General features: G+C 62.3%; 19 protein-coding genes. 8 read left to right on the forward strand and 11 right to left on the reverse strand.

Going from position 1 to position 24,847, the window contains the following annotated elements; genetic code table 11:
- The first annotated feature begins 51 nt into the window (after nt 1-51).
- Nucleotides 52-486 (forward strand): hypothetical protein, encoded by a 435-nt coding sequence (locus tag AB0305_RS10235; RefSeq protein WP_364138552.1) that lies wholly within the window; start codon nt 52-54, stop codon nt 484-486.
- 55 nt (nt 487-541) lie between these two features.
- On the opposite strand, the gene AB0305_RS10240 is transcribed toward AB0305_RS10235, so the two are convergent.
- The 3 genes from AB0305_RS10240 to AB0305_RS10250 form a co-directional block, all read right to left on the reverse strand.
- Nucleotides 542-1,120 carry a histidine phosphatase family protein gene (locus AB0305_RS10240; protein WP_364138549.1) on the reverse strand — a complete coding sequence of 193 codons (579 nt, stop codon included), beginning with the start codon at nt 1,118-1,120 and terminating at the stop codon, nt 542-544.
- A gap of 85 nt (nt 1,121-1,205) precedes the next feature.
- Nucleotides 1,206-2,405, reverse strand: a complete 1,200-nt coding sequence (locus tag AB0305_RS10245) for a TerC family protein (protein ID WP_364138547.1) — start codon at nt 2,403-2,405, stop codon at nt 1,206-1,208.
- 114 nt (nt 2,406-2,519) lie between these two features.
- Nucleotides 2,520-3,299 (reverse strand): DinB family protein, encoded by a 780-nt coding sequence (locus tag AB0305_RS10250; RefSeq protein ID WP_364138544.1) that lies wholly within the window; start codon nt 3,297-3,299, stop codon nt 2,520-2,522.
- A 249-nt stretch (nt 3,300-3,548) separates the two neighbouring features.
- Here AB0305_RS10250 and AB0305_RS10255 point away from each other — a divergent pair, with 249 nt between their 5' ends.
- A complete protein-coding gene (locus AB0305_RS10255; protein ID WP_364138542.1) occupies nt 3,549-4,838 on the forward strand; it encodes a hypothetical protein in 1,290 nt (429 codons plus the stop codon).
- Nucleotides 4,839-5,050: 212 nt separating this feature from the next.
- Entirely contained in the window at nt 5,051-5,677 is a 627-nt protein-coding gene (locus AB0305_RS10260) for a hypothetical protein (RefSeq protein ID WP_364138539.1), read from the forward strand.
- Nucleotides 5,678-5,953: 276 nt separating this feature from the next.
- Here the strand turns inward: AB0305_RS10260 and AB0305_RS10265 are convergent, their stop codons facing one another.
- Nucleotides 5,954-6,949, reverse strand: coding sequence for a hypothetical protein (locus AB0305_RS10265; RefSeq protein WP_364138537.1), 996 nt, complete (start codon nt 6,947-6,949; stop codon nt 5,954-5,956).
- A 74-nt stretch (nt 6,950-7,023) separates the two neighbouring features.
- On the opposite strand from AB0305_RS10265, the gene AB0305_RS10270 reads away from it, so the two are divergent.
- Complete coding sequence (locus AB0305_RS10270) at nt 7,024-10,179, forward strand: DUF3427 domain-containing protein (RefSeq protein WP_364138534.1); 3,156 nt, start codon at nt 7,024-7,026, stop codon at nt 10,177-10,179.
- Nucleotides 10,180-10,658: 479 nt separating this feature from the next.
- Here the strand turns inward: AB0305_RS10270 and AB0305_RS10275 are convergent, their stop codons facing one another.
- The 3 genes from AB0305_RS10275 to AB0305_RS10285 all read right to left on the reverse strand — a co-directional run bounded on the left by AB0305_RS10275 (nt 10,659) and on the right by AB0305_RS10285 (nt 12,907).
- A complete protein-coding gene (locus AB0305_RS10275; protein WP_364138531.1) occupies nt 10,659-11,660 on the reverse strand; it encodes a serine/threonine-protein kinase in 1,002 nt (333 codons plus the stop codon).
- A 244-nt stretch (nt 11,661-11,904) separates the two neighbouring features.
- A complete protein-coding gene (locus AB0305_RS10280) occupies nt 11,905-12,591 on the reverse strand; it encodes a hypothetical protein (protein WP_364138529.1) in 687 nt (228 codons plus the stop codon).
- Between the two features lie 148 nt (nt 12,592-12,739).
- Complete coding sequence (locus AB0305_RS10285; protein WP_364138526.1) at nt 12,740-12,907, reverse strand: hypothetical protein; 168 nt, start codon at nt 12,905-12,907, stop codon at nt 12,740-12,742.
- A gap of 230 nt (nt 12,908-13,137) precedes the next feature.
- On the opposite strand from AB0305_RS10285, the gene AB0305_RS10290 reads away from it, so the two are divergent.
- The 3 genes from AB0305_RS10290 to AB0305_RS10300 are packed head-to-tail and all read left to right on the forward strand — an operon-like array spanning nt 13,138 to nt 17,863.
- A complete protein-coding gene (locus AB0305_RS10290) occupies nt 13,138-13,770 on the forward strand; it encodes a hypothetical protein (protein ID WP_364138523.1) in 633 nt (210 codons plus the stop codon).
- The gene (locus AB0305_RS10295) at nt 13,767-15,440 is read left to right on the forward strand and encodes an Eco57I restriction-modification methylase domain-containing protein (protein ID WP_364138520.1); all 1,674 of its coding nucleotides are present in this window, start codon (nt 13,767-13,769) and stop codon (nt 15,438-15,440) included. Before AB0305_RS10290 ends, AB0305_RS10295 begins: the two co-directional genes overlap by 4 nt.
- Complete coding sequence (locus AB0305_RS10300) at nt 15,437-17,863, forward strand: hypothetical protein (RefSeq protein ID WP_364138517.1); 2,427 nt, start codon at nt 15,437-15,439, stop codon at nt 17,861-17,863. The genes AB0305_RS10295 and AB0305_RS10300 overlap by 4 nt, the downstream gene beginning before the upstream one ends.
- A gap of 454 nt (nt 17,864-18,317) precedes the next feature.
- On the opposite strand, the gene AB0305_RS10305 is transcribed toward AB0305_RS10300, so the two are convergent.
- The gene (locus AB0305_RS10305; RefSeq protein WP_364138514.1) at nt 18,318-19,565 is read right to left on the reverse strand and encodes a competence protein CoiA family protein; all 1,248 of its coding nucleotides are present in this window, start codon (nt 19,563-19,565) and stop codon (nt 18,318-18,320) included.
- Nucleotides 19,566-19,826: 261 nt separating this feature from the next.
- On the opposite strand from AB0305_RS10305, the gene AB0305_RS10310 reads away from it, so the two are divergent.
- A complete protein-coding gene (locus AB0305_RS10310; RefSeq protein WP_364138511.1) occupies nt 19,827-22,358 on the forward strand; it encodes a DUF4268 domain-containing protein in 2,532 nt (843 codons plus the stop codon).
- A gap of 52 nt (nt 22,359-22,410) precedes the next feature.
- Here the strand turns inward: AB0305_RS10310 and AB0305_RS10315 are convergent, their stop codons facing one another.
- The 3 genes from AB0305_RS10315 to AB0305_RS10325 all read right to left on the reverse strand — a co-directional run bounded on the left by AB0305_RS10315 (nt 22,411) and on the right by AB0305_RS10325 (nt 24,723).
- Nucleotides 22,411-23,676 carry an NAD(P)/FAD-dependent oxidoreductase gene (locus AB0305_RS10315; protein ID WP_364138508.1) on the reverse strand — a complete coding sequence of 422 codons (1,266 nt, stop codon included), beginning with the start codon at nt 23,674-23,676 and terminating at the stop codon, nt 22,411-22,413.
- 2 nt (nt 23,677-23,678) lie between these two features.
- Nucleotides 23,679-24,059, reverse strand: a complete 381-nt coding sequence (locus AB0305_RS10320) for a TfoX/Sxy family protein (protein WP_364138505.1) — start codon at nt 24,057-24,059, stop codon at nt 23,679-23,681.
- 211 nt (nt 24,060-24,270) lie between these two features.
- Complete coding sequence (locus tag AB0305_RS10325) at nt 24,271-24,723, reverse strand: DUF4383 domain-containing protein (RefSeq protein WP_364138502.1); 453 nt, start codon at nt 24,721-24,723, stop codon at nt 24,271-24,273.
- Nucleotides 24,724-24,847 lie beyond the last annotated feature (124 nt).

Below are 24,847 nucleotides of genomic sequence, written 5' to 3' on the forward strand. Positions count from 1 at the left end.
CACTGGAAGTTGACCACCGTCCGAGCCGGAGCCTTGGGCCATACTCGAGTCATGAGCCCTTACTTTCGCCGGGAGTCAGCTGAACTACTTACCGAGGACGAAGTTTCTCTGGCCGTGCGTTTTCATCTTGAGGGCGAGGGCTGGACCGTGAAGAGCTGGGCTCCTGCGTTGGGACGGGTACACGGCGACGACATAGTTGCCCAGCAAGCTGATCGCCTTCTTATTATCGAGGCTAAGGGTGAGGGAAGCTCAGATCCGCTGAGCAAGAGATTCGGGAGCCCTTTCAACGGCAGCCAGGTCACTACGCATGTTGCCATGGCGACCTACAAAGCTTTGCACGCGGCTTCCCGGGGAGCCGAAGCTGGAATCGCTCTGCCCGATAATGCCTTACACCGGATGTCATTTGGAAAAATTCAGCCGGCACTTTCCGGGCTAGGCATCTCAGTTTTTTGGGTATCACGTGACGCCGATGTGTCCATCTCCTGACTCGAGAAGACGATGAAAATTGGGATTGCCGCAGCCACGAGTGTGACGCGGCGGATTACACGATGGTGCTGAGGCGCTCGCCGTTGAAGTATTCGAGCTTCCAGCCGTCTTCCGGGTGGTGGTGGGCCAGGTTGAGGGCGGCGTTCTCCACACTGTCCAGGTGGCGTCCGGCTGCCCGGCTGAGGCTGACCCGCAGGAGGGACCCGTGTGCCACCACCAGGACGTGGCCGCCGCGGTACTCCTCGGCCAGGGCCTCCAGGGCGGCGAGCCCGCGCCCGGCGGCGTCCTCCTCGCTCTCGGCGCCGCGGAAGCCGTTGGGGATCCGCAGTTTGTCCAGCTCGGGGCCGTCGGTCATGCCCTCGGCGGGGCCGTAGGCGCGTTCGGTGAGCTCGGGGACACGGCGGGCCACGCTGAGGCCCAGCCCGGCGGCGATCAGGTCCGCGGTTTCGGCGGCCCGGCTCAGCGGCGAGGAGACAATCGCATCCCACCGGTAAGCGGAGAGGGCGGCGACGGCGTCGCGCGCCTGGGCGCGGCCGACGTCGTTGAGCGGGATGTCGGTGGACCCCTGCAACCTGCGCTCGGCGTTCCAGTCGGTCTGGCCGTGGCGGATGAGGGCGAAGGTTGTGAGGGTCATGCTTCCATTCTGCCGCGCCGCCGCTGGGCCCGTGAAAAATGGCCGGTGAAAAGCGGCCGGGCAGCGGGGCAGCAGGAAGTGGGACCTACCGCAACCCCTCCCGCTGCAGCGCCTTGTCGTGTTCGGCGTGGGCGCGGCGCAGCAGGTCCTTGAACTCGGTCTCGTGGTGGACCAGGGACTTGTACTTCTCCGGCAGGGCTTGGAGCTGCTGTTCCTCGGCCACCATCTTGGCGAAGATCCGCTCGCGCTCGGTGATGTCGGTTTCGTAGTTGAGGTCCAGGTATTCGACGGCGTGCCGCTTGGCGCCGGAAACGGCGTTCTTGGCCTTGCCCTTGGGGCTGAAGATGGAGGCCAGGACCGTGATGGTGAGGACGCCCAGGATCACCAGCAGGGACGCGCCGGTGCTGACCTCGATCACGTTGACGTGTTCGCCGTCGTTGATGAACGGCAGGTTGTTCTCGTGCAGGGCGTGCAGCACCAGCTTGACGCCGATGAAGCCCAGCACGGCGGCCAGCCCGTAGGAGAGGTAGATGAGCCGGTCCAGCAGCCCGTCGATCAGGAAGTAGAGCTGCCGCAGGCCCATCAGGGAGAACGCGGTGGCGGTGAAGACCACGAAGACGTTCTGGGTCAGGCCGAAGATGGCGGGGATGGAGTCGAGGGCGAAGAGGATGTCCGTGCCGCCGATCGCCACCATCACCAGGAGCATGGGGGTGAGGACGCGTTTGCCGTTCTCGACCGTGAAGAGTTTGTCGCCGTCGTAGTTGGACGACGCCGGGAGGAACTTCTTGGTGAGCCGGACGATCAGGCCGTCCTTCTCGTCGTCCTCGTGGGAGTCGGGCTTGAGCAGGTTGCCGGCGGTGAGAAGGAGGATCAGGCCGAAGATGTAGAACACCCAGGAGAAGCTGCTGATCAGGGCCGCGCCCAGGAAGATGAACGCGGTGCGGGCGATCAGGGAGAAGACGATGCCGAACAGCAGCGCCTTCTGCTGGTCCGCCCGCGGCACCCGGAAGCTGGACATGATGATGAGAAAGACGAAGAGGTTGTCCACGGAGAGGGCCTTCTCAGTGACGTAGCCGGCGAAGTATTCGGTCCCCATGTCCACGCCGCCGAAGATCAGCACGCCGACGCCGAACAGCAGCGCCAGGCCCACGTAGATGGAGGACCAGATGGTCGCTTCCTTCAGGCTGGGGGTGTGGGCCTTGCGGACGTGGAAAAAGAAATCGAAGGCCAGCAGGCCCACAATTCCGATGATGGTCAGTATCCAGACGGTGGTGGGAACCTGCATGTTGCCTCATTAGGTGTCGGCCGGGGTGGTCGGCGGGGGCGTGGTACCTAGGCCAACGAACGCGGTTCCCTGTCAGTGCCGGGTTTTTCTCCCGTTTTTCATCAGATTTGTTTGCTATGTGACTCCGTGCTCGGGGCGCCGCCGGCGCCGTGTTCGACGGCGTCGAGGTCGCGGAGGGCGTACCGCAGGTGGTCCCACTCCTCGTTGAGGATGGTGTGCAGGCAGGAGCGGACGGTGACCGCGTGGTCCGGCGCCCACGGGTTCCGACGCTCTGCGTCCAGGTCTTGCGGGCGCGACGGCGGCGAGGAAGTCCCGGACCATCGTCTGCCGGTCTTGTCGCGCTCCCAAGACTTCTTGGTACCGCGGCGGTTCGGCGGCGAAGACGGAGAGGTCGTAGCCGTCGGTTTCGAATTCTGCGTTGGGCTGCCCCAGGGAGTGGTACGGCTGCTCGATCTCCAGGATGGCCTTGCGCAGCCAGGTGTCCGTGGCCATCACCAGGTGGCGTAGGGTCTGGGCGAAGGACCATTCCCCGTCCACCTGTACCTCGAGTGCGCTGGCCGGCTGAGCCGCTGCCCGCTCCAGCGCCTGTTCCCAGGCCTCCTCCAGCCGGGTCCAGGCGTGCCGGAGCCCGTCCGGGTCCGTGGCCCGGCGTTCGGCCCGGCCGGGGAAGCGGCGGTTGAGTTCGGCCTCCACCAGCGGCACGATGTCGACGCCGTTGAGCAGCAGCGTGCTCCCGTCCTCGGCCAGCCAAGGCGCGTCAATATCCGCCCCGGACAGATCCACGCCCCGCATCACCGCGCCGGAAAGGTCCGCCCGGATGAATTTCGCGCCGCGCAGGTTGGTGGCGGTGAAGGTGGCACCGTGGAGATCGTCCGTGTGATCGAAGGTTTTCATGGCGGTTACTGTGGCACGGCTGGGCTTGGCGGTGGAAGGGCACCCTTCCGGGGTGTCGAAAATAGCGTTCGCATCCCTAGGCAAAGCGCCGATATCACAAGAGGCTTGCGTCATTTGAGCGTGTAAGGCGCGCCGTACCTTGGTGGTCGGAGGTGCCCCATAGAATCGCCAAAGATCTGAAGCGGACCGTAGGAAAGCTCGTCCGTACCACTTTCACCTCTCTTAGAGGCGCAACCCAAGGAGTCAGCGATGCCCGACATCGAGAACATTACGTTGGAGGCGGAGCTCGACGGAGAAGACGCCACGCGTGATATCGCAAAGGCAGTGAGCGCCCGTCACACCATTGCTCGTAAGTACGTCATGAGGCTCCGACGGCGGCATCCTGAGGCCACGCCGGCCGAGGTCATTCAGATGCTGGAGCGTCATTACGCGACGTCGATCACCACCGCTGGTGCCCTTATCAGCGCCGGTGCGATCGCCGCTGACATCGGCATTTCCATGATCCCCGGGGCAGGGGCCGCTGCAGCCGGAGTGAAAATCGCAGGGCAACAGGCCGCCAAGAAATCGCTCCAGACTGCCGCAAAGAGCGCCGCGAAACAGGCGGCAAAGAATATGGCGATGAGTACTGCGAAGAACGGTGCTCAACGAGCTGCGGCTCTCCTTCCAGCTGGCGATGAGCAGCTGCAATTTGAAATCACGGCGGTGTTCGCGCTCGCCATTGCCGATATCCACGGGATGGATCTCGACAAAGATCAAGCCCTGGCTCTCGTCTACGGGCTTTCAAACGAACGCGTTAGCCAGAAACAAATTGCGACGATGGCCACGGACCTATCGAGCGCGTCGGCCGAAGGCGCCATCGTGAGTAGCAACACGGCCACGGCTGGTCGATCGGACTGGTCGCACTGGGCGAACACCCTCGCAGACAGCCTTCCGGGAGGCGCAGCTCAGAGTCTGGTTCGCACCATCGAGACCGGTGAGCTGGATACCGTCCGCCAAAATTTGAGCGGGAAGCAGCAGGCCACGATCGAATACGGCGTCGGAGCCATCACCGGCGGCGTCACGCGCTTCGTGTTCGGGCGCGAAGTCGTGAATGCGGCCCGGGCCGCGTTTGCCGAAGCCCCCGAGGTATTCCCCGAACACCTCGACATCCCCGCCGGGCCCGAGGGCGAGGATGGCGATCCAGATCAGAACCGTGCTCTCGCAGCCATGGAGGATGCCGCGAAGCTGACGGGAAACTGGATAGCGGATACTGCCACCACGGTGGGAGGCGGCGTAGCCACGGGCGCTGCGGTGGTCGGCTCCGGAGTGGCTACAGCGGCCGGCACCGTGTCGAGGGTATTTCGGAGCGTTGACATCGACGGCGACGGAATTCCGGACGAGCCCCAGGCGCTGACGGCAGTCAAGGGTGTCGGCGGTGCTATCGCCGGAACGGCGGGCAACATCGGCGGGAACGTGGCGGGTCTCTTCAAACGAAAGAAGCGCGGCGAACAGGCTGCTGAAGGGACCGCCGTAAGTGTCGAGGAACCGATTAAAGAGTGAACCTGCAATAAAGTCGTGGAGCGCGGTGGGCCTAATGCGTCCGCAAAGGCGGCGATGCCTCCGGCCAGGGGACCGGATTGGCGGGCCCCTGTCGACTTCCCGTCAGATCCAAACATGGTTCCAGGGGACGTGTTTTGACTGTCTGGTGCGGCCAGGCAAGCCTGCTTGATTTGAAGGTCTTGATGTCAAGAGAAACTGGGGATTGAATCGTCATGAAGTTTTTGAAAGCACGAGTATTGCTTTGGCCGGCCTTGTTGCTTTTGGTGTTGCTGGGCGGTGGAGCGGTCGGCGCATTCGCGTCAGGCGGGCTTAACGCACTCGCTCTCAAGCCCCTCTTCAGCAGCAGCTCCAGCGAACGCGATTCTCAAGTGGTTCGGGCCGTCACGCGCGTTCAGGAAGTCGCCTTGCTTAGTCTTCACATCGAGGGCATCGACAGGTTTGAAAGCAATAGGGAGATTTTTGGCGTAGTCGTGCCTATGAGCGAGAAAGCGACGATGCTTCAGTATGAGTTTGATGCCAAATTGGGCATCGATGGGTCCAAGGTGAAGATTGAAACCACCGGCCCCAAATCGTTCCAGGTGACTATCCCGCAGTTCACTGGCATCGGCTTTGACAACCCCAACTTCAAGGACCCGGTGGAGAGCAACAACACTCTCGGCTGGTTGGCCGAGCCAGCTGTCCAAACACGGATGGTCAACAACATCCTCAGTGATGAGAACAAGCAAAAGTACATCGCTCAGAATGAAGATGCCTTGAAAGAACAGGCCAAGGTGTTCTACTCGGGAATCATTAGCGGCGTCGATCCCGAGGTCACCGTGGACTTTGAGTTCGCAGGGTAGATGTCCGCGACGCCACCTCCGCGCTGGGTCGGCCGCCGAGTAATTAACTGAAGGCATTGGTGAGCCCGGCAACCATGGTAAGAGTGGTTCGGACGAGGTGAACCCTTCTCGGAATTCAGCAGAAACCGAAGATGCCGCCAGCATCCGCAGTTTGGATGAGTTTTGAGCCAATGCGGCTAAGCGCGAGCGCTTGATTCCATTGACAATAGCCATGCGTAACGTCGGAAATTCAAGCTATCAGCCATAGCTGTGAACGAATGAGATCGCATAATAGGATCAAGCCTCATCGATGACGACGGAGCTCCCGTTGACCTGCAACCAAATGCTTCTATTTGGTCTGCCGATCGAACTCATGATGGACCTTCCAAGTCCTATGGTTCCTGATCGCGACCCGTTCACCCGCCAGCGCGCCTCGATAATCTGTCCCAGATAGGTCACAGATAGGAAGCCATCGGCTGCCGGCAGCGCAAATTTTGAGCGCGACGGAATACGCAGATTAGAGCCGGCGCGATCCTTTTCCGTAATGACTTGCGACTCAATGCGTGTCCCAATTTCGGAGCCCTCGGCACGCGAAGATGTCAGCGCCGGACGTGCGGAAATGGGGGCAGCTAGGGGAAACACAGGTTCTTCGTGTTCAACAGTAATGGGTGAAGAAGCCGGGTTGGTGCGCCTTGTCTTGTACTCGTGTAGTCCGTGTCTCTTCCGAAGCCCCGCTTGGACATCGACGGTCGCAAACGGCGCAATTCGCTCGGAATCGTGAAGGTTTTGCCGCACCGACGGCGGCACAGAGGCGGAGAACGTCCTAAGCATCAACGCCTCTTTAGATTTCGGGACGTCAGCTGATGCGTAGTGGACAAAAAGCGTCTCTAGATCGAGCAAAGTCTTCAGCCACCAACCACCCGCGTGCGGTGATCGCTGACCTATGCGAGTGACGTAATACTGGTTGACCCGCTTCCGGACAGAGATGCCGGCGAGGCCGATGTAAAGGATTGCGGTATCAGGGATCCAAAAGGAGCCGATTCTCTCTGAAAGTTCATCATGGGTTGCGGGCCTGCCATCGATCGTTACCGACGGGCATGCTGTCTTGAGCGAATATAACGCCTTGGGGTCGGGATGATACGTCCCCGTCCGTCCGATTGGATCGCCGAGATCAGGGGTGGATGCGACGACATAGACACCGGGCCGATCCAATGGAATTTGATCTCCCCACTTCACAACGCCGCCCGGGTTGAGCCCACATTCTATAAAGAGGTCCCCCACTGAAATGGTCATTTGCCAATGTTAGGGGACACCCCGGACAGAACGACTTGTTGGTATTTGGCGGCCCAGCCAAATACCCTGGCGCAGTGACTGATTCCATTGGGGGAGCGGCGGCGGAACAGTTGCCCGAAGGCTTGTACGAACTGCTCAACACGGATGCCCTCGGTGACCATCTGAGCCAAGTGCACGAACTGCAGCCAGTCTTCGCAGACATCGACGACGAAGACTCCCCGGACATCCTCTCCCGCCACATAGCAGAAGCCGTCCGCCGAGCTCTCTCAGCAGCCAAACCAGCCGACCGCGTCGCCCTCGCGAACAGGCTCCTCCAGGAACTGAACACGGAGGAACGCATCGCCCCGGGCCCAACCCAACTCCAGTCCCTGCACCGCCCGGACACGCTCAAGCGCCGCAGCCTGCGCCGCCCCAGCACCAGGCTGAGCGACTCCGCCCTGCTCACCAACAGCAAGGACGATCCCAACCTCGCTGCGGAACTCAGGACCGAAATCGAATCCGCCAACACCGTGGACCTGCTCTGCGCCTTCGTCCGGTGGACCGGGCTGAGACTTCTCGAACCAGCGCTGGCGCAACTCAGGGAGCGCGGCGCCAAACTCCGCGTCATCACCACCACCTACATGGGTGCCACGGAACGCCGCGCCATCGACGAACTCGTCAACCGGTACGGCGCCGAGGTGAAGATCAACTACGAAACCCAGGCCACCCGCCTGCACGCCAAGGCCTGGCTGTTCCGCCGCAACTCCGGCTTCGACACCGCCTACGTCGGCAGCTCCAACCTCAGCCAGGCCGCGCTCCTGGACGGCCTCGAATGGAACGTCCGGCTCAGCTCCGTCGGCACACCGACCCTGCTGCAAAAGTTCGAAGTCACCTTCGACAGCTACTGGGAGCAGCGGGCCTTCCAGAGCTACGATCCGGAACGTGACGGCGAAAAGCTGGACGCCGCACTGGAACGCAACGGGGGCCGGCGTACAGCGGTGCCCGGCGCGGCCACGGGACTTGAGCTCCAGCCGTTCCTTCATCAGGAAGAGATGCTCGAAGACCTGGAAGCCGAAAGGCTCAAGGGCTTCAACCACAATCTCCTGGTCGCCGCCACCGGCACCGGCAAGACCGTCATCGCCGCCCTGGACTACAAGCGACTCTGTAAAGCGGCCGGCAAGACCCTGAAGCTGCTCTTCGTCGCGCACCGCCAGGAAATCCTCAAGCAGGCCATGCGCACCTACCGCGACGTGATGCAGGACGGCGCCTTCGGCGAACTCTACGTCGGGGAACACAAACCCGGGCAGTGGAAGCACATCTTCGCCTCCGTCCAGTCGCTGTCCTCCCTCGGCATTGAACAGCTGGCACCCGACTTCTTTGACGTGGTCGTCATCGACGAGTTCCACCACGCCATGGCGCCCACCTACCGCCGGCTGCTGGACCACCTGCAGCCGCAGCAACTCCTGGGACTGACTGCGACGCCGGAACGCGGCGACGGCGTCGACGTCGCTCAGCAGTTCTTCGACGGGCGCACCGCCAGCGAACTGCGTCTCTGGGACGCCCTGGACGCCGATCTGCTGGTGCCGTTCCACTACTTCGGCGTCTCCGACGACGTCGACCTCAGCCGGCTGGAATGGAAACGCGGCAACTACGACACCGCCCAGCTGAGCAGCCTCTACACCGGCAACGACGCCCGCGCCGCAAAGGTGATCCGCGAACTCCGCGACAAGGTCACCAGCACCGAGCAGATGCGGGCCATCGGCTTCTGCGTCTCGGTCCAGCACGCCCACTACATGGCGGAGGTCTTCAACCGAACCGGGATCGCCTCCGTCGCCGTCGACGGCAGCACCGACGACGCCGAGCGGGCGGCGGCGTTGAACCGTCTCGCCGCACGCGAGATCAACTGCATCTTCGCCGTCGACCTCTTCAATGAGGGTCTGGACCTGCCGCAGGTGGACACCATCCTGATGCTCCGGCCCACGCAGAGCGCCACGATCTTCCTCCAGCAACTGGGGCGCGGGCTGCGCCGCGCCGAGGACAAGGCGGTGCTAACCGTTCTGGATTTTATCGGCCAGCAGCGCCGTGAGTTCCGCTTCGACCTGCGCTACCGGGCGCTCACCGGCTACGGGCGCAAGGAACTGGAAAAGGCTGTCGAGGACGAGTTCCCGTACCTGCCGTCGGGTTCGCAGATCGTGCTGGACCGAGTGGCGCAGAAGGTGGTGCTGGACAACATCAAGGTGCAGCTGCGGTTCAACCGTGCGCAACTGGTACGGGACATCGCTTCATATGCGGAGACGGAGCTGGAAGCCTATCTGCAGCGGTCCGGGAACCATGTGAAGTCGATCTACCGGTCCGTCAAGGACTCGTGGACCGGCTACCTTCGCCAGGCCGGCCTGATCGACGGGTTCTCGCCGTTGGAGAGGGTCCTCAGCGGAAGGATCCGGGAGCTCTCCGGCGCCGACGAAAATAGGCTCCTCGGCCGGATGGCCGCGCTGATCCATGTGGACGATCGGGAACGCGCCGAGGCATACTCAATGCTCGTCGGCCCCGACGCGCCCTGCTACGCCGAGCTCGGAATGCGTGAGCAGACGTTCGCCCGCATGCTCTTCTACATACTCTGGGACGACGGCGGCGGGTTCCAGTCGTACGACGCCGGGCTGGACTATCTGCGCGGCTACCAGTTCGTTTGCGACGAGATCCGCCAAGTTGTGAGGCTCGGAGTGGCCGCGTCCAAGCATGCGGCCAAGGGTTTGGGCGCGGGGCTGCAGCACGTTCCGCTGCTCTCGCACGCCACCTACCGGCGTGAGGAAATCCTGGCGGCGCTGCAGTACGGCTCGCTGGAGCTCGGCAAGAACGTGCAGCACCGGGAAGGCGTGGCGTGGTGCCCTGCGACGTCCACGGACGCTTTCTTCGTCACGCTCAACAAGGACGACAAGAAGCACTCCGCGACCACCATGTATAGGGACTACGCCATCAGCCCGGAGCTGTTCCACTGGGAATCGCAGAACGCGACGTCCCCCGGAAGCCCGACCGGCAAGCGTTACCTGGACCGGGCCGCGCACGGCTCGAAGATCCTTATCTTCACTCGAAATACTTCAGAGGACGAGACCGGCCTGACTGTTCCGTACTCGTGCCTCGGCCAGGTGGACTACGTGCAGCACGCGGGGGAGAAGCCGATCGCTATCACGTGGAAGCTGCACCGGCCTATGCCGGCTGATGTGTTCGCGACGGCGGCCGCAGTGGCGCAGTAACGTCGCGCGTGCCCGCTCTACGCCTGGGAAACTAAGCCTCTCCTGCACGACCAGGTCAGTCCTCCGGATTCCGCCAGGTACTGGGGTTGCCGTTGTAAGCCCACCGGGAAAGGCCCGAACGACCGGTTGGCACGCGTCGTCCTTCAGCAGGGGGGGGGCTCGGCCGGAGGGGCCCGCGGCCCTCTTAGAACCCTCCGTGTCTACGCAGGCACAAAGAGTAGGTGAGCGTTCCCCGGGGAGCCGAACGGGGTAGCTTGTCTCTACAAGAGCGTGGTGCATAATCTTCAACATCAAAACCACGGATTCACCCATGGGAACCGGTCTTAGCCTCGTTGCGGCTAAGGTTGACTCATTCGATTGGGTGGTTAGGGTCGCGGCGAGCTTCGCTCGTTGAGGTGTCCCTCGCTGCCCTTCATTGCATAAGGTTCACCGGCCCACTGCCAGCTACCCCTATGCTTCGAAATCTGACTAAGGGGCGTCTAATCCGATAGGTCCGTGAACAACGACCGCAGAGATGTAGACAGAGACGAGTTGATCACTGTTCGCGTGGCGACTCCGGAAACTGCCCGCCCACTTGGCATGTGAAACGCCCGGACTATAACCTCCCGTCGGCTGATGTGTTCGGAACACACACCGAGCGGTCCGCGTCTGCGGGTCGCCGTGCTCAGGGCGCAGTACTCGTGGCCGTCGTGACGGACACGATGCCAGTCGCGGCGACTACCGAGCGACGTCGCTAATGCATTGCCGAAAGCAGCAGCCGACGCGTGCCGAGCGGCCGGCGCCATGCTCAGGCCACGTCGTACGACCGCGGCTACGGACCGAGGTACGTGCGGAGCTGCGTCGGTGATGTTCCGAATGCGGCCTGCAGCGATCAAGATCTGTTGTTCTGCTCGTGGGATGCGATGATCCACTGGGTATTCGCCCGACAGGAGGAAAAAGACTGTAGCTGCAATTGAGTACACGTCCGTGGCGATGCTGCAGAATCCGCTGTCGGGCGCAGCTTCTGGCGCGAGGGTGCACCAACTACCGTTACGGGGAGCGAGGCCATCTCCGTCAAGGATGTTGCAGAATTCAACGTCGGAGACAAAAACGTTGTCACCGTTCACAAGTGCGTTAGCGGGCTTGATGTCTCGGTGCACCATGCCGGAAGCATGCACGGTGTCGATGCCGGCAGCGATTTGATGACCGTAGCGGACGGCGAGACTGACAGGCAGTCCGTCAGGGCGCGCAAGCGATTCGAGGTCGCCCCCCTCCACTAACGGGGTGACGATGTAACGGAGGTCGCTGTTCAGCACAATGTCAGCGTTTAAGACTGGAACGATAAACGTGCTGCGAAGCCGCTCAAGTCGCCTTGCCTCGTCCCACGTCTGCGGTTGACCACCGGAGGTGGGTTCGAGCAGCTTGAATGCCACGGTGCGGTCGAGGTGCTTATCGTGCGCCTTGTAGACCTGACCGTCACTGCCGAGCTTCTTCTCCAGCACATACCGATCGTTCACCGTCGTGCCGCTTGGATATTCCGTGTCCCCCACATCGAATAGGATACTGTGCCATATGCGCGTTCTTGGAGTCGTAGTCGTCCCTAGCGGAAAACATCCTCGCGTCCATGCAGTCATCCTTGAGGGATCGCTCGATGACCCGATTGCGACCAGCTGCTTCGACGTCCGAACATCAGCGCTCGAACCATCCGAACAGGCAGTCGATCTTGCCAGGATGCTCAGCGGGAAACTAGGTAGTCAGAACATCAGTGCCGCTGGTATCCGCAGTGCCGGCACAACGCCAGTTGGTCGCAGGTCTAAGGCCGCCTTCTCGCGGGCACATTGCGAGGGGTCCTTGCTGTTCGTGCTCCGCGAAGGACTTGGTAAGCCCATCAGTGTCGTTGATCCGAATGGCGCGGCTCGCGCCATTGGCCTCAAGCGCGCTGCCCTGGACGATCTTGCTGCGAGGCTCGCGTTGACGCTGGACGGCGCGAACGCTGACGCCATAATCGCTGGTTTGTCCGCTATGAGTCTTGGCCGCGACGACTGACGAGGGGTCGCAGACGATGAGGGTGTCGACCCCGTCAATAGCCCACTGCAGGTCCAAATCCGTCAGAGAATTGATGACGACCGCAATCAACCATTCGGGTTCGACAGCGTCCCGAACCCGTTGGGCGGCGTTGGCAACTAAGGTTCCGCTGGCGATGTTGACGTCGAGCACCACCGTGCGGGCCGAACGGCCACCGCGCAACGACGGATCCAGCATCATAGCCGCGCCCAGCAGCCGTTCTGCCGCCGGGCTCGCGGGCTCGACGGTGAAGTGCTTCCACTCAGAGACGCATGCAAGAAATGAACGCGCGGACTCGGCCAGATTGCCAAAGCTGTCGTGGGCGTGGACTTTCTCGTCTCCATGCCGCATTAGTTCAAACAGGTCCATTTGACTCTCCCTCACACAAGACTAATTACACCGCACCGTCAAGCCGGGAGAAACGCCCAGATCTGTCGAACATCTTGGCAGATGGCGTAGAGCGAGAGGTGCGGGGGGGGGCTAGGTCTGCAACGTCGCTGCTGACGTGATTCCACATTCAGAAACCGTTTTCGAATCGCGACTGGTGGAAATCTAAGTGCTGATGAGCGCAGACCATTTCCGTTCCCCATTCGGCCAGCCCCTGAACGGCATTCGTCGGCAGGCCGAGCGCCGCCAGGAGCTGGCTGCCGGCTTTGGAGGTTTGTCGGCCCGCGAGGAAGTTCATGCACAACTCAGGATCGGACAAGACCGGGCGCCCTCCCCAGCACGTTCGTGGCCAAGCCCACGAGCCCGGGCATGAATGCCAGAAAGACCCGCGCAGCGACTCGGCGAGCGAAACTGGTCCAGAAGGGTATGAGTTGCCAGCTGGAACCTGATGAGCGGACACTCCGCGATATGATCGGGGCGGCGTTGTTGCCATGCGGGACCTTAGGGAAAACTACAGTTGGGGGAGCGATGACGATCACGGATACGCGACGCCACGCGCCCCGTGGGGAGGCAAATATCGAGGTGCGCCATATCAAGTCGCGTGAGCGCAAGCGTGACTTAGGCGAGGTTTACACGCAGGCTCGCGAGGTCGATGCGATGCTAGCACTTATCCCCGACGCCTTCCGCAGCATCGACACCAGATTCCTCGAGCCGGCTGCGGGAAACGGCAACTTTGTCGTTGCGATCTTGGAGCGCAAGATTGCCCTCCTCGACGAGGCAATCCACGGCGGTACGGCTAATTGGTACGAGTTCGCCTTGCTGCGCTGCCTCGCCTCCACATACGGCGTCGATATCAACGAGGAGAACGTCCTTGAGGCCCGTGAACGAGTGACGGCCGTGATCGATTCGGCGCATGTTTTCAGCGGCAGGCCCGCGACTGCGGGATTCTCAACTGCGGTGGAAACGATCCTGCGGACAAATCTCGTTGTTGGAGACTCCTTGAACGCCGCAGAAGCGATTGTCTTCGTCGAATACACGCCACTTGACGGTGAACACTTCGCGCGTCAGGCCTCTCACCTGGAAGATCCGAAGATGGACCTCTTCTATGAGCCGCCAGCGTTGATGTCAACCGTCCACTATTCCGAGCTGGGGACGGTTTGACCGCGGTAACGGAGTCGACGCACCCGACCCACGTGCCGGATGTCTTAGAGACGATCGCGCAGCTTCCCAACGACGACGTCTACACGCCTCCTAAGATCGTCGACGCGATGCTGGATCTTCTCCCGGAGCAAGTCTGGGCGAAGCCTGATTACAAATGGCTGGACCCGGCAACGAAGTCGGGCATCTATTTGCGGGAGGTCTACAGGCGCCTGATGGCGGGTCTCGCCGACTGGGAGCCGGACGGGACAAAGCGCCGCAAGCACATCCTGCGGAACATGCTGTACGGCGCAGCGACAACGCAGATCAACGGCGAGATCGCCCGACGCACCTTGTACCAGACGAAAAATGCGACCGGCCGCGAAATCGAGGACGATTCGCTTCGCCAACTCGTTGTGCGCTTTCACGGCCCAAACGGAAACGTCCCGTTCGTCGCAACCGAGCACACGCTGGACCGAAAGGGTGAGTTCTGCACCATCTGCCGTGCCCCAGCAAAACTCATCCGCGAACGGCGCGAAGAGTTCGCCTACTCGTTTATCCACGGCACCTACCCCACAGAGGAGCTAGCCGCCATGCAGTTCGACGTTATCGTCGGGAACCCGCCGTACCAGATCGGCATGGACGACGGGAAGGGTAACCGCACCGCAAACATCACTCCGCTCTACAATCTCTTCGTCGAGAAGGCCATTGCGATGAGCCCGCGGTACATCGTTATGATCACACCGTCGAGGTGGTTCGCCGGTGGCAAAGGACTCGGTGCTTACAGAGATCTGATGATCGCCGACCGGCGGCTGCGGGTGATAGTCGACAACCCTAAGCTCTACGACGTCTTTCCCCAGGCTGAGATTAAGGGCGGCGTTTCGTACTTCCTTTGGGATCGCGACTACAGCGGCGACTGCGAGTTCTCCACCCGCATTGACGGCGCAGTCCGGGACACGGTAAAGCGGGACCTTCGTCAAGGCAAGGGTGTCGTTCTGCGCGACAATTTCGCGGCCGGTATTGTGGGAAGAGTCTCCGGAGACCCCATTTCAGAGCGGACCCTGGCCGACGTGGTATCGACCACGGACCCCTTTGGACAATCGATCAAGACCAACTTCAAAGGCGCCCGGGCTGCCCCATTTGAAGGGTCAACCCCGCTCATCTTCAATAACAAGGTCGGCTACATCCGACGTGGGCAGCTCGAACGGAACGACGGCTGGGTCGACCGCTGGAAAGTTCTCGTCCCTATGGCAGGCGATGGGCACGGTCGAGAGGTCTCATTCGTCATCGGCGAGCCCCTCGCGCTAGCGCCGGGCTCTGCCTGCACGCAGAGCTACCTCGTTGCGGGTACATTCGACACCCGTGAAGAGACCGAGAACTACGCGTGGTTTCTGACAACCAAGTTCTGCAGATTCCTCGTACTGCAGCGAAAGATATCGCAGCATCTCACGCCTAGCCGGTTTGCGTTTGTTCCTGCGATGGACTGGACCCGCCGCTGGACGGACGCCGACCTCTACAAGCACTTCAAGCTGAGCGAGGAGGAGGTCGACTACATCGAGCGCGTGATCGCGCCCCGTGAACCGATACTTTCTCTCGACTCGCCGGTCCCCGCGACACACCTCCCCGGCGGCCGCAAGTATCGCGCCAGCGACGACCCTACCGAGTCGGATGATGAGGACGACGAGGACGAGTGAACAACTATATCTACGCATACACGCACGTCGGTCACGCCAAGCCGTGGACGCGGTCTACGGGGCAGTGCGGCGACTACTGGATCAAAATTGGTCAGACGCAACACGCAGGCATCGAGCGCGTACGCCAGCAGGTTGGCACGGCTTTCCCCGGTCTTGCGGGCGTCTCGATCCTTTTCCACTCGCAGCCTGCAACACGGCCGGACGGCACAAAGTTCAGCGACCATGACGTCCATCGCGTCCTGACCGGCGTCGGGGTCGCGGGTGCGGGCGGGGAGTGGTTTGAAGCGACTCCCGACGAGGCGCGGGGCGCCGTCGTCGCTTTGCAGCGCGGCGTCCCGTTTAATCCGACGCGGACTAAGTCGTTCGAGATGCGTCGGGAGCAGCGCAACGCGGTCGAGCAGACTGCGGCCTTCTTCCGCGCCCACCCGAGTGGCAGCCCGAAGTTCCTCTGGAACGCGAAGATGCGCTTCGGGAAGACCTTCACCGCCTACAAGCTCGCGAACGCAATGGGCTGGACAAAGCTGCTCATCCTTACCTATAAACCAGCCGTGCGTAGTGCTTGGCGTGATGACCTGCTCAGCCATGTTGACTTCGTCGACTGGCAGTACATCGACCGGGATACCCCACTCAGGGACGCCGATGCCCTCTTAGACAACGGGCGGCCGACCGTGTGGTTCGCCTCCTTCCAAGACGTCATCGGCCGTGACGCGCAGGGCAAGCCGAAACCGCGGAACGAGACGCTGCACATCATCGACTGGGACTGCATTGTCATTGACGAGTTCCACTTCGGCGCCTCGACGGCGGCCGCCCGAGAGGTCTATGACCCTCAGGACAAGGCCGAAGCCGCCATCGCCCAGATGTTCCAGAAGGCTACGGACGAGTCGAACGAGAATGACGCCGACGTTGTCATAGAGCCCGACTTCGGGCTCACAACGAAGCACCACCTGCACTTGTCCGGAACTCCGTTCAAAGCGATCACCAACGGCGACTACGACGACTCAGAGGTCTACAACTGGACCTACATCGACGAACAGCGGGCCAAGCGCGACTGGGACCCGGCCAATGGTCCCAACCAGTACGACGAGCTGCCGCAGATGAAGATGTACACCTACGCAATGGGCGTCCCGGCCGGCGAATGGTCCCAGGACGGCGAGTTCGACGGCTTCGACCTGAACACCTACTTCAAAGCGAAGAAGGTCGGCGACGGCTACACCTTCGAGAAGCCCGACTACGTCGCCTCGTTCCTCGACCTTGTCCGAGGCAAGAAAGCACTGCCAGAGCGGCTCCGCGATGACCAAGTGGCAGCGCCGTTCCCCTACGAAGCCGCCGAATTCAAGGAAGCCGTCAGGCACTCGGTCTGGTATTTGAACGACGTCGCCGCATGCGAGGCAATGGCCGCATTGCTGGGGTCCGACCCGTTCTTCGCGTCCTACGAAATCTACGTCGCCGCAGGGACGAAAGCGAAAATCGGCGCCGCCGCGCTGGATCCTCTGCAGAAGGCGATCCGGCGCGCGGAGACGACAGGCAAGTCCGGATCGATCACGCTGTCCTGCGGCAAGCTCATGACCGGTGTCACCGTCCCGGAATGGTCTTCGATTTTCATGCTCCGTTCGCTCAAAGCGCCAGAGTCCTACTTCCAGGCTGCCTTTCGCGTCCAGTCGCCGTGGAAGCAAGACGGGGTTATAAAAAAGAAGACCGCATACATCTTCGAGTTCGACCCCAACCGAGCGCTAAGCCTCGTCGCGCTCTACGGCACCGAGCTAGCGAATAACTCGTCTGACCGGCAGGCAACGCAGCGTAGCGTGCTCGGCGAGCTGATCAACTTCCTGCCGATCTTCGCCATCGACGGCGGCCACATGGAATCCCTCAGCGTTGACGCGATCCTAGACTGGGCGCACGGCGGCATGAGCGCGAACTCCCTCGCGCGCCGGTGGAAGTCGGTAGACCTCTACAACCTCAACGGGGTGACGATGGGACGGCTCTTGGCCGACGAGGAGCTCTTGGCCGAACTCGCGCAGATCGAGGATTTCCGCACCATCCGTGAGGATGCCCAGAAAATCGTCACTAACTCCGAAAAACTCAAAGGCATCAAGCGAGCTGGCGGCGGTGAGGACAAGCAGCGCCCGGCCAAGAAGGAGATCGCCCAGAAGCGCAGGAGCATCCGGGAGAAGCTCAAGAAAGTCAGCGCAAGGGTGCTCATCTTCATGTATTTGACAGACGTCCGCGAAGAGCGACTCGCGCATGTGGTCGAGTCCCTCGACACCGAGCTGTTTCTCCGCTCGACGGGCCTCAGCTTGCCGAGTTACCGCAAGCTCACTGAGCTGGGCGTCATTGACGTAGGTAACATGACGGACGCGATTCAGAAGTTCCGCTACTTCGAAAAGCAGAGCATCGAAGGGATGGTCCGCGGCGAACTCGGTTAAGCGGCCATTCTGCACGCTTCGCATATGGGTTTTGCCCCAGGAAGGCGTCGTAACGACGATCGACGAGGCGGTGGAGCAAGGTGCCATGGAGTCATTTGACAGAGTTGCGACCGAATTCCTCTAAAACTCATCGATCGCATCCCAGGAGGGCAATAGCAAGTTGCAGCGTGGGATGACGAGAGCCGTAACTGCATCCATCCAAACGGACTCCTGCGACACCAGGGACATCAACTGTGGGCGTCTGGATTGGTGGCCGTCAACCACAGCCACCCTTCCGGTGGAGGGCGCCCGTGGGCGGCGACCTCTTTTCCAGCGCGCGTTGGTGTCTCATAGCTCGGGTGTCCCGGCCCTCGGGGTGGCAATTCCCAAAGGATTAGAGAGCCCGGGGCGGATTGGGAGAGAGAACCAGCGGCCTAAGGGGGTTACAGCCTTTTCGGATTACCTGCTCCAGCGTTCAGTTCCTTCGGAGCAGTGGAGCGCAGATGACGGACCAGTGTTCTGCATTGATCTGCGCGACGAAAACTTGACCCATGAGCGCGCTGCAATTTGGGCACACGAACGCGCTGTAGGGCTCTCCTCTACCCTGACTGTTTCGCAGCTCGATTCTGGCCTTTGTCACGGTCGCACCAGACTGTGTAATCCATGTGTTCACCGCCTGATGGACGTCTGGGTGGTTTTCGTATCGCGTTGGTCCGACCTTGCTTTTTACGCTGACGGGCCCCGCCGAGGAATACTGCTCACCCGCGCGGCTGCTGGCTGCCTCCCAGACCATCATCTGTCGGCTGCATTTCCAGCAGTCAGTCAAGGTCGCCCAGACAAAGGGCCCGGATTCGGTATGGACGGTGTGGGGTTCGAATGCTTTGTCGGGGGCGATACTACCGAGGTTCGTCTTCTCAACGGCTACCTTGGACCTCGCGATACGTTCAGCTTCGGCCAGCTGCTCCTCGACGCGTCGGCGCTGTTCGGCCTCCCAGTCCTCCTGCTGTTTCTTCGGGGTCCCTGATCTCCAGCGTGGGCCGTTACTCAACAGGTCCCTAATGAAGTCGCCCAAGCCATCGTGTTCCACAGGCAAGTTGTGCTTTGTATCTAGATCAAGGAGCTGCGCGGGAGTGTCGGGGACTTCTGAGGTCTTGCCGAAGCCGGTGACCACCACGGGCAGCTGGATGTGACTGAATTCGAGGGCCCGGGGTACCAACCAGACCGGGAAGACGTTGCTGTCGAAGTACCTTTGAGTTCGGCGGAAGTAGTCCGCCGGCGTCTGCGAAGAGAGCTGTACTTCGAAGGCGACGCGGTGGAGCATGTCGTCGGACTCTGCCAGGATGTCGATAATCCACTCGCGGGAGGGATGGGGGTACTCGATGACGGCATGCCATCCTGGTGTCCCTGAGATCCCCTGGGCTATGGCTTCTTTCATGGCAAGGTGCTGAGGTGATTCTCCGCCGTGGTCAGCGGCGCAGTCGGTTAGTCGGTGGTGAGCGAAAAACCTCGTGGCCTGTCCGCGGGTCTTCGCGACTGCCCGGATATTGCACACAGGCATCAAGAGCCGCTTCCGGTCTCTTGATGCCTGAAGCGCTGCCCACGATTCCGCGTCATGCGTCGTGGCGTCGACCCGCTCGCCGTCTAACATCGCAATCAGCGGCACCTGTACCCCCGTGACAGTTTCCTTCGGCGTCTCACTAAGCCGTTCAATGGACAGATTCAATCACACGAACCTTCCGGCCTAGTGCATAGGCGCATTCCATTGTTCGATGGCCGGAGTGTGATCGAGTTTGTCGAGATTCTGGGCGCCGGGTTCTGGAAGCCTCGATTTTCCAGCGCATGTAGGGCTTCTACGGCTCTCTGCCCGTCTCGGGCGAATTTTCAGGCCTCGAGCTCGTCTGCCACACGGGGAACTCCAGACTCGCGGTTACCCTGTAACGGTGGCAGGCGGTCCCATCACCGCTGAGATCCAGAGGAGGCATGAGTGGTTCGGGCGGAGAACGGGACGCTTGCGGGTGTTCTAGAAGGCAAGAAGCAGTACCAGATTCCGCTCTATCAACGCGTTTACTCCTGGGGGAAGAAGCAGCTCGACCAACTGTGGACGGACGTCGTCGAGCTGGAGCGCGCCATTGGAGACGACCCGAAGGCTTCTCACTTCATTGGCTCCCTCGTGCTGGCGAGCAGTCCTGATTTTGGCGCCATCGGCGTCAACAAGTTCCTCGTCGTCGACGGTCAGCAGCGCCTGACCACGCTTACGCTCCTTCTGGCTGCGCTCCGTGATCACCTGGTCGAAGCGGGGCATTCCGAACGCGCCAACGGAATCGACGCGCAGTACCTGATCAATGTCTTCGACAGCGGAAAGCCGCTCAAGGTCATGCCGACCCAGACAGATCGGCCTGCCTATATGGCGGTACTCAATCGTGCGCCACAAGCTGGCGGCGAGGATGCAGTCGGCGCTGCGTACCGGTTCTTCCGCTCCAAAATTGCCGCGGCCGGTGACCCGGACGATCCACGAAACCTGGAGCTGCTCGAAGCCGCTGTCGTGCGTGGTCTGGCGCTTGTCGTTGTTACGGCCGAGCCCTCCGACAACGCGCACCGCATCTTTGAATCGCTGAACAACACTGGCCTCCGCCTGACGCAGAGCGACCTGCTCAAGAACTATTTGTTCATGCGGCTCGGTGATCGGGCAGACACGGTCTACGAGAACATTTGGCTCCCATTGGAGAGGACGCTTGATGCTGAGAATCTCGAGCTGTTGTTCTGGCTCGACCTCGCTCAGCGCGACGAGCGGGCGAAGCAGTCGGATACCTACGTCGGACAACAGCGTCGACTCGAGAGTCTAGGGAACGTCTACGAGCTAGAAACGGAGGTGATCCGTATCGCCAAGCTGGGTGACGTGCTGGCAACGATTCTCAAGCCGGCGGGGGAGAAGCACCCTGAGATCCGCCGTCGCCTCACCAGGATCAAAGCTTGGGGCTCGACCACCGCGTACCCGGTGGTGATGCAGATCCTCGCCCGACGTGCTGCCGGCACCGCGGCTGACGATGAAGTTGTGCGCGCGCTGACGTATCTGGAATCCTACTTCGTGCGGCGCATTGTTATCGGGCGCGCCACCGCGAACTTGAACCGAACGCTACTCCAGGCGGTAAGCGCCATCAGCGACGCAGACCACATCGACGTCGCGCTGCGCGAATACCTGTCCCGAGGCCGCAAACACTTCGCGACCGACATGGAGGTTCGCGAGGCTGCCAAGACGATCGCGTTTTACTGGCAGGGCCGCGGAGCGCAAAAGAAGCTCATCCTGCAGTGGCTCGAACAGGCGTTCCGCCCGAAAGAGATCGTCGACGTCGACCCTAGGCACCTGACAATTGAGCATGTGTTGCCGCAAACGATGACGGCTTCCGTGCGCAAGACGTTCGCCGCGGGTTTCAGCGCAGAAGCGGACATTGACTACGAACACGAGCGCGTCGTTCATACGCTCGGAAACTTGACTCTGAGTGGCTACAACAGTGAGCTCAGCAACAAACCGTTCGAAGAGAAGCGCGAGATGCTGGCTAAGAGCGGCCTGTCGATGAACCTAGCAATCGCGGCGCACGCCACTTGGGGCGTCGACGAGATCAACACCCGTAGCGCTGAACTAGCGGAGAAGATCATAGAGCTGTGGCCGGGACCGGACGAGAGTATCGTCGCGGTCCGCGACGAGCCGTCAGCGCTGCGCAGCCAAATAGCTGCGATCGTCGCCGAGATTCCAGCAGGGCGCTGGACTACGTACGGCGACGTCGCGCTCGTGGCCGGCACATGGGCCCAGCCGCTGGCTGCGATTATCGCGAACTACCCGATGGCCAACGCATGGCGAGTCTTGCAGAGCGGCGGTACGATCTCACCTGGTTTCCGCTGGACCAAGCCAGGCTGCAACGATGACCCACGCCTCGTGCTTGAGGCAGAGGGGCTCCAGTTCGATGCACACGGCCAGGCGGATCCTGAGCAGTTCATTGGTGCAGAAGAACTCGCGGAAGCCGCCGGCCTGGACGTCGACGACGACGCTATCGCCGCACGCCGCAAGAAACCCAAGGGTGACATTGGGAGCGGAATCCGAACGTCAGTAAGAGACGCCCAGCTCGCGTTCTTCGAGCGGGTACGAGACTACGGCTTGGCGAATGCGACCCATATCAGTACCTGGCGCAAGCCCGCCCCGCTGAATTGGTACGACGCCGGCATCGGAGACTCGCGTGCCGTGGTCTCCCTTCAGGCCAACTCGCAGAAGAAGCTCGTCACAACGATTTTTTGGATCAACCATGACAAAGACCTCTACCAGAGGTTGTTGTCCCAGCGCGCTGCCATCGAAGCAGACCTCGGTTTCGCCCTCGAGTGGGACGACAAGCCGGACCGCAAGGCGTCCAAACTGGTTATCAGCCGTACTGGCGATTTCCAGGACGAGGCTCAGTCGCAAGAACTCGTCGAGTGGCTAGTGACTACGGGAGACAGGCTGGCGGGGGTCTTGTCGAAATACCTATGACGGTTGCGCCCCCAAGAGAACATCCGCTTGGGATCACCGATTGCACGCCCCGTCACCGCCCCGCGATGTGCCCCGCCACGAACTCCGCGTCGTCGCCCACCACGGACAGCGTGGCGGACAGGTGCTTCGTGAGCCAGGGCAGGCCCACGGCGTAGAGGCCCGGGACCGCGGTGACGCCGCGGCTGTGGCGCGGGTAGTTCCACTCGTCGAGCACCGGCACATCGAGGAACCCGAAGTCCAGGCCGTAGCCGGTGCACCAGATGACCGAGGTGACGCCCTCGGCCTCCAGGTCCAGCCGCGTCCCGGAGTCCGCAGGCAGCCAGTCGTCCGCCGGCATGGGCTCGGCGGGCGGGGCGTCGATGCCTGCCGCGGCGATGTAGGCGTCGACCATCCGTCCCAGCCTCTCGCGGAACCCCGTCTCCACCAGGGCGAGGCGTGCGGGGAGGTCGTCGCTGAAGACGAGGCCGTCGTCGTCCGTTCCCTCAAACCGACCATGCAGGCGGACGCCCCGGCGGCCAAGGCCGCGGAGGTGGATGCTGTGGCCGCCGCCGTTTCCGGAGATCAGTGGGTTGCACATAAAACGCGCGGCCGGTGAGGGCAGCTGGTCCGCCTGGAGGCCGTTGATGCCGAACGCGGGGCCATGCAGGTTGAGCTGCAGGATCCAGTAGAAGACATCCTGGCCGCGGTACCGCCGCGGAGCCTCGGGGCAGGTAGAGACGGACAGGTGGACCTCCCGGCCGGCGTCGAGCAGGTCCTCGGTGATCTGGCCGACGGACTGCCCGGTGCCCACCACCAGCACGGCGCCGTCGGGAAGCTGCTGCGCGTTGCGGTAGTCGTGGCTGTGCAGCTGGCGGACGCGCCGGGGGAGTGTGGCGGCCGACGCCGGGATCCGCGGACGCTGGAAGGCTCCGTTCGCGAGGACCACGTTCCGTGCGAGCCAGCCGCCCTGATTGGTCTCGACCGTGAAGCGGCCGTCCACGACGCCGACCCGGGTCACCTCCGTGCCGAGCCGGACCGGCGCCTTGATCCGCGCGGCGTAGTCACGGAACAGCTCGATCACCTCGTCCCGCGGGAGGAAGGCATCCGGGTCGGGATCGTCGTAGCTCAGCTCCGGCAGCAGGAACGCAAAGTTCGGGGTGTTCAGGTAGAACGAATCCCAGCGGTCCTGCCAGGCGCCGCCCAGCGCGTCGCGCCGTTCCAGCAGTTGATGGTCGACGCCGTGCCGGCCCAGCCAGTAGCTGGTCGCCAGGCCGGCCTGCCCCGCGCCGATGACCAGGGTGTCGACCTCCTGGACTGGGCCTGCGCCGGGGGAGGACATGACTACTTCTTCGAAACCCTGGGAGCCTTGGGCGCCTTGGGCGGCAGCCCGGCCACATGCTCGAACGACTTTTCCACCCAAGCCCTGGCGCGCGCCTCGGCGTCGTCGCCCTCGCCGCTCCAAGTCTCCGGCAACCCGGTCCAGCCGCCCATGGGGCGCTCGGCAGGTCCGAACGGGACGGTCGGCTCGGTGCGTTCGAGCGTCGTTTTGTCCGTCTCGGACAGCTTCACCCCGATGGTGGGGCCGAACAGGCCGGCGAACATGTTGCCATTCACGAACGCCCCCAGATTCCCGAACATCGGCTTGATGACCACCTCCGGGAGATCCGGCACCAGCGAGCGGAACCGGGCCTTGTCGGCGTCGGATGCTTTCGGCATTTCCATGGGTACCTCCGGGACGCTGCGGGCCACGAGCGGGCTTTCCTGCAGGATATGCCCGCGGCTGTGCGGGGGATAGGCTCCCCGCTGGGCTAGCCCCGCCCAGCCAAGGTGGTGGCGTCCATAGAAAGGCGTCGGGACGCCGCCGGACAGGCTCGCAACGACGAACGCGCCCACCGGAAGCCGGTGGGCGCGTTCGATGGAACTCTGCGGTTTGTTAGGCGCGGGCCTTGGCACGGCCCTTGGTGAGGATGACCGCCAGTGCGATCATGGCGGCACCGAGCACCAGGTGCAGGATGTTGTCCAGGCTGTTCAGCGGCACGAAGTCACCGGCCGAATCTTCCGGAACTACCAGGCCGTACACGAACAGGACCAGGTAGATGATGCCGCCGTAGAGCAGGAAGGAACGGGCGCCGGTGGCGGTGCGGGCCAGCAGCAGGCCGGCGGCGCCGAAGAGCAGGTGGACGATGTTATGCAGGGCCGAGACCTGGAACAGGCCCAGCAGCATGGCCTCGGAGTGGTGGCCGGCGAACTGCAGGGAGTCGTAGTTGCTGGTGATGCCCGGGACGAAGCCCAGGATGCCGACCAGCAGGAATACGGCGCCGACGGCGAGGCTTGCCTTCTGGACGGTGGTACGGGCAGTGGTGCGGGAGTGGGTTGGGGTTGCCATGCGGGGCTCCTTGGGTTCGGACTTGCGGTGGCGGCCCCGCCGGGGTGTGGCCGGACCGTTGCTTATGCCAACTATTCGGAGAACACCTGGCCGTGGATTGCCCGGGGTGCTTGGGCTTTCTGCC

The organism is Arthrobacter sp. NPDC080086 (assembly GCF_040702285.1).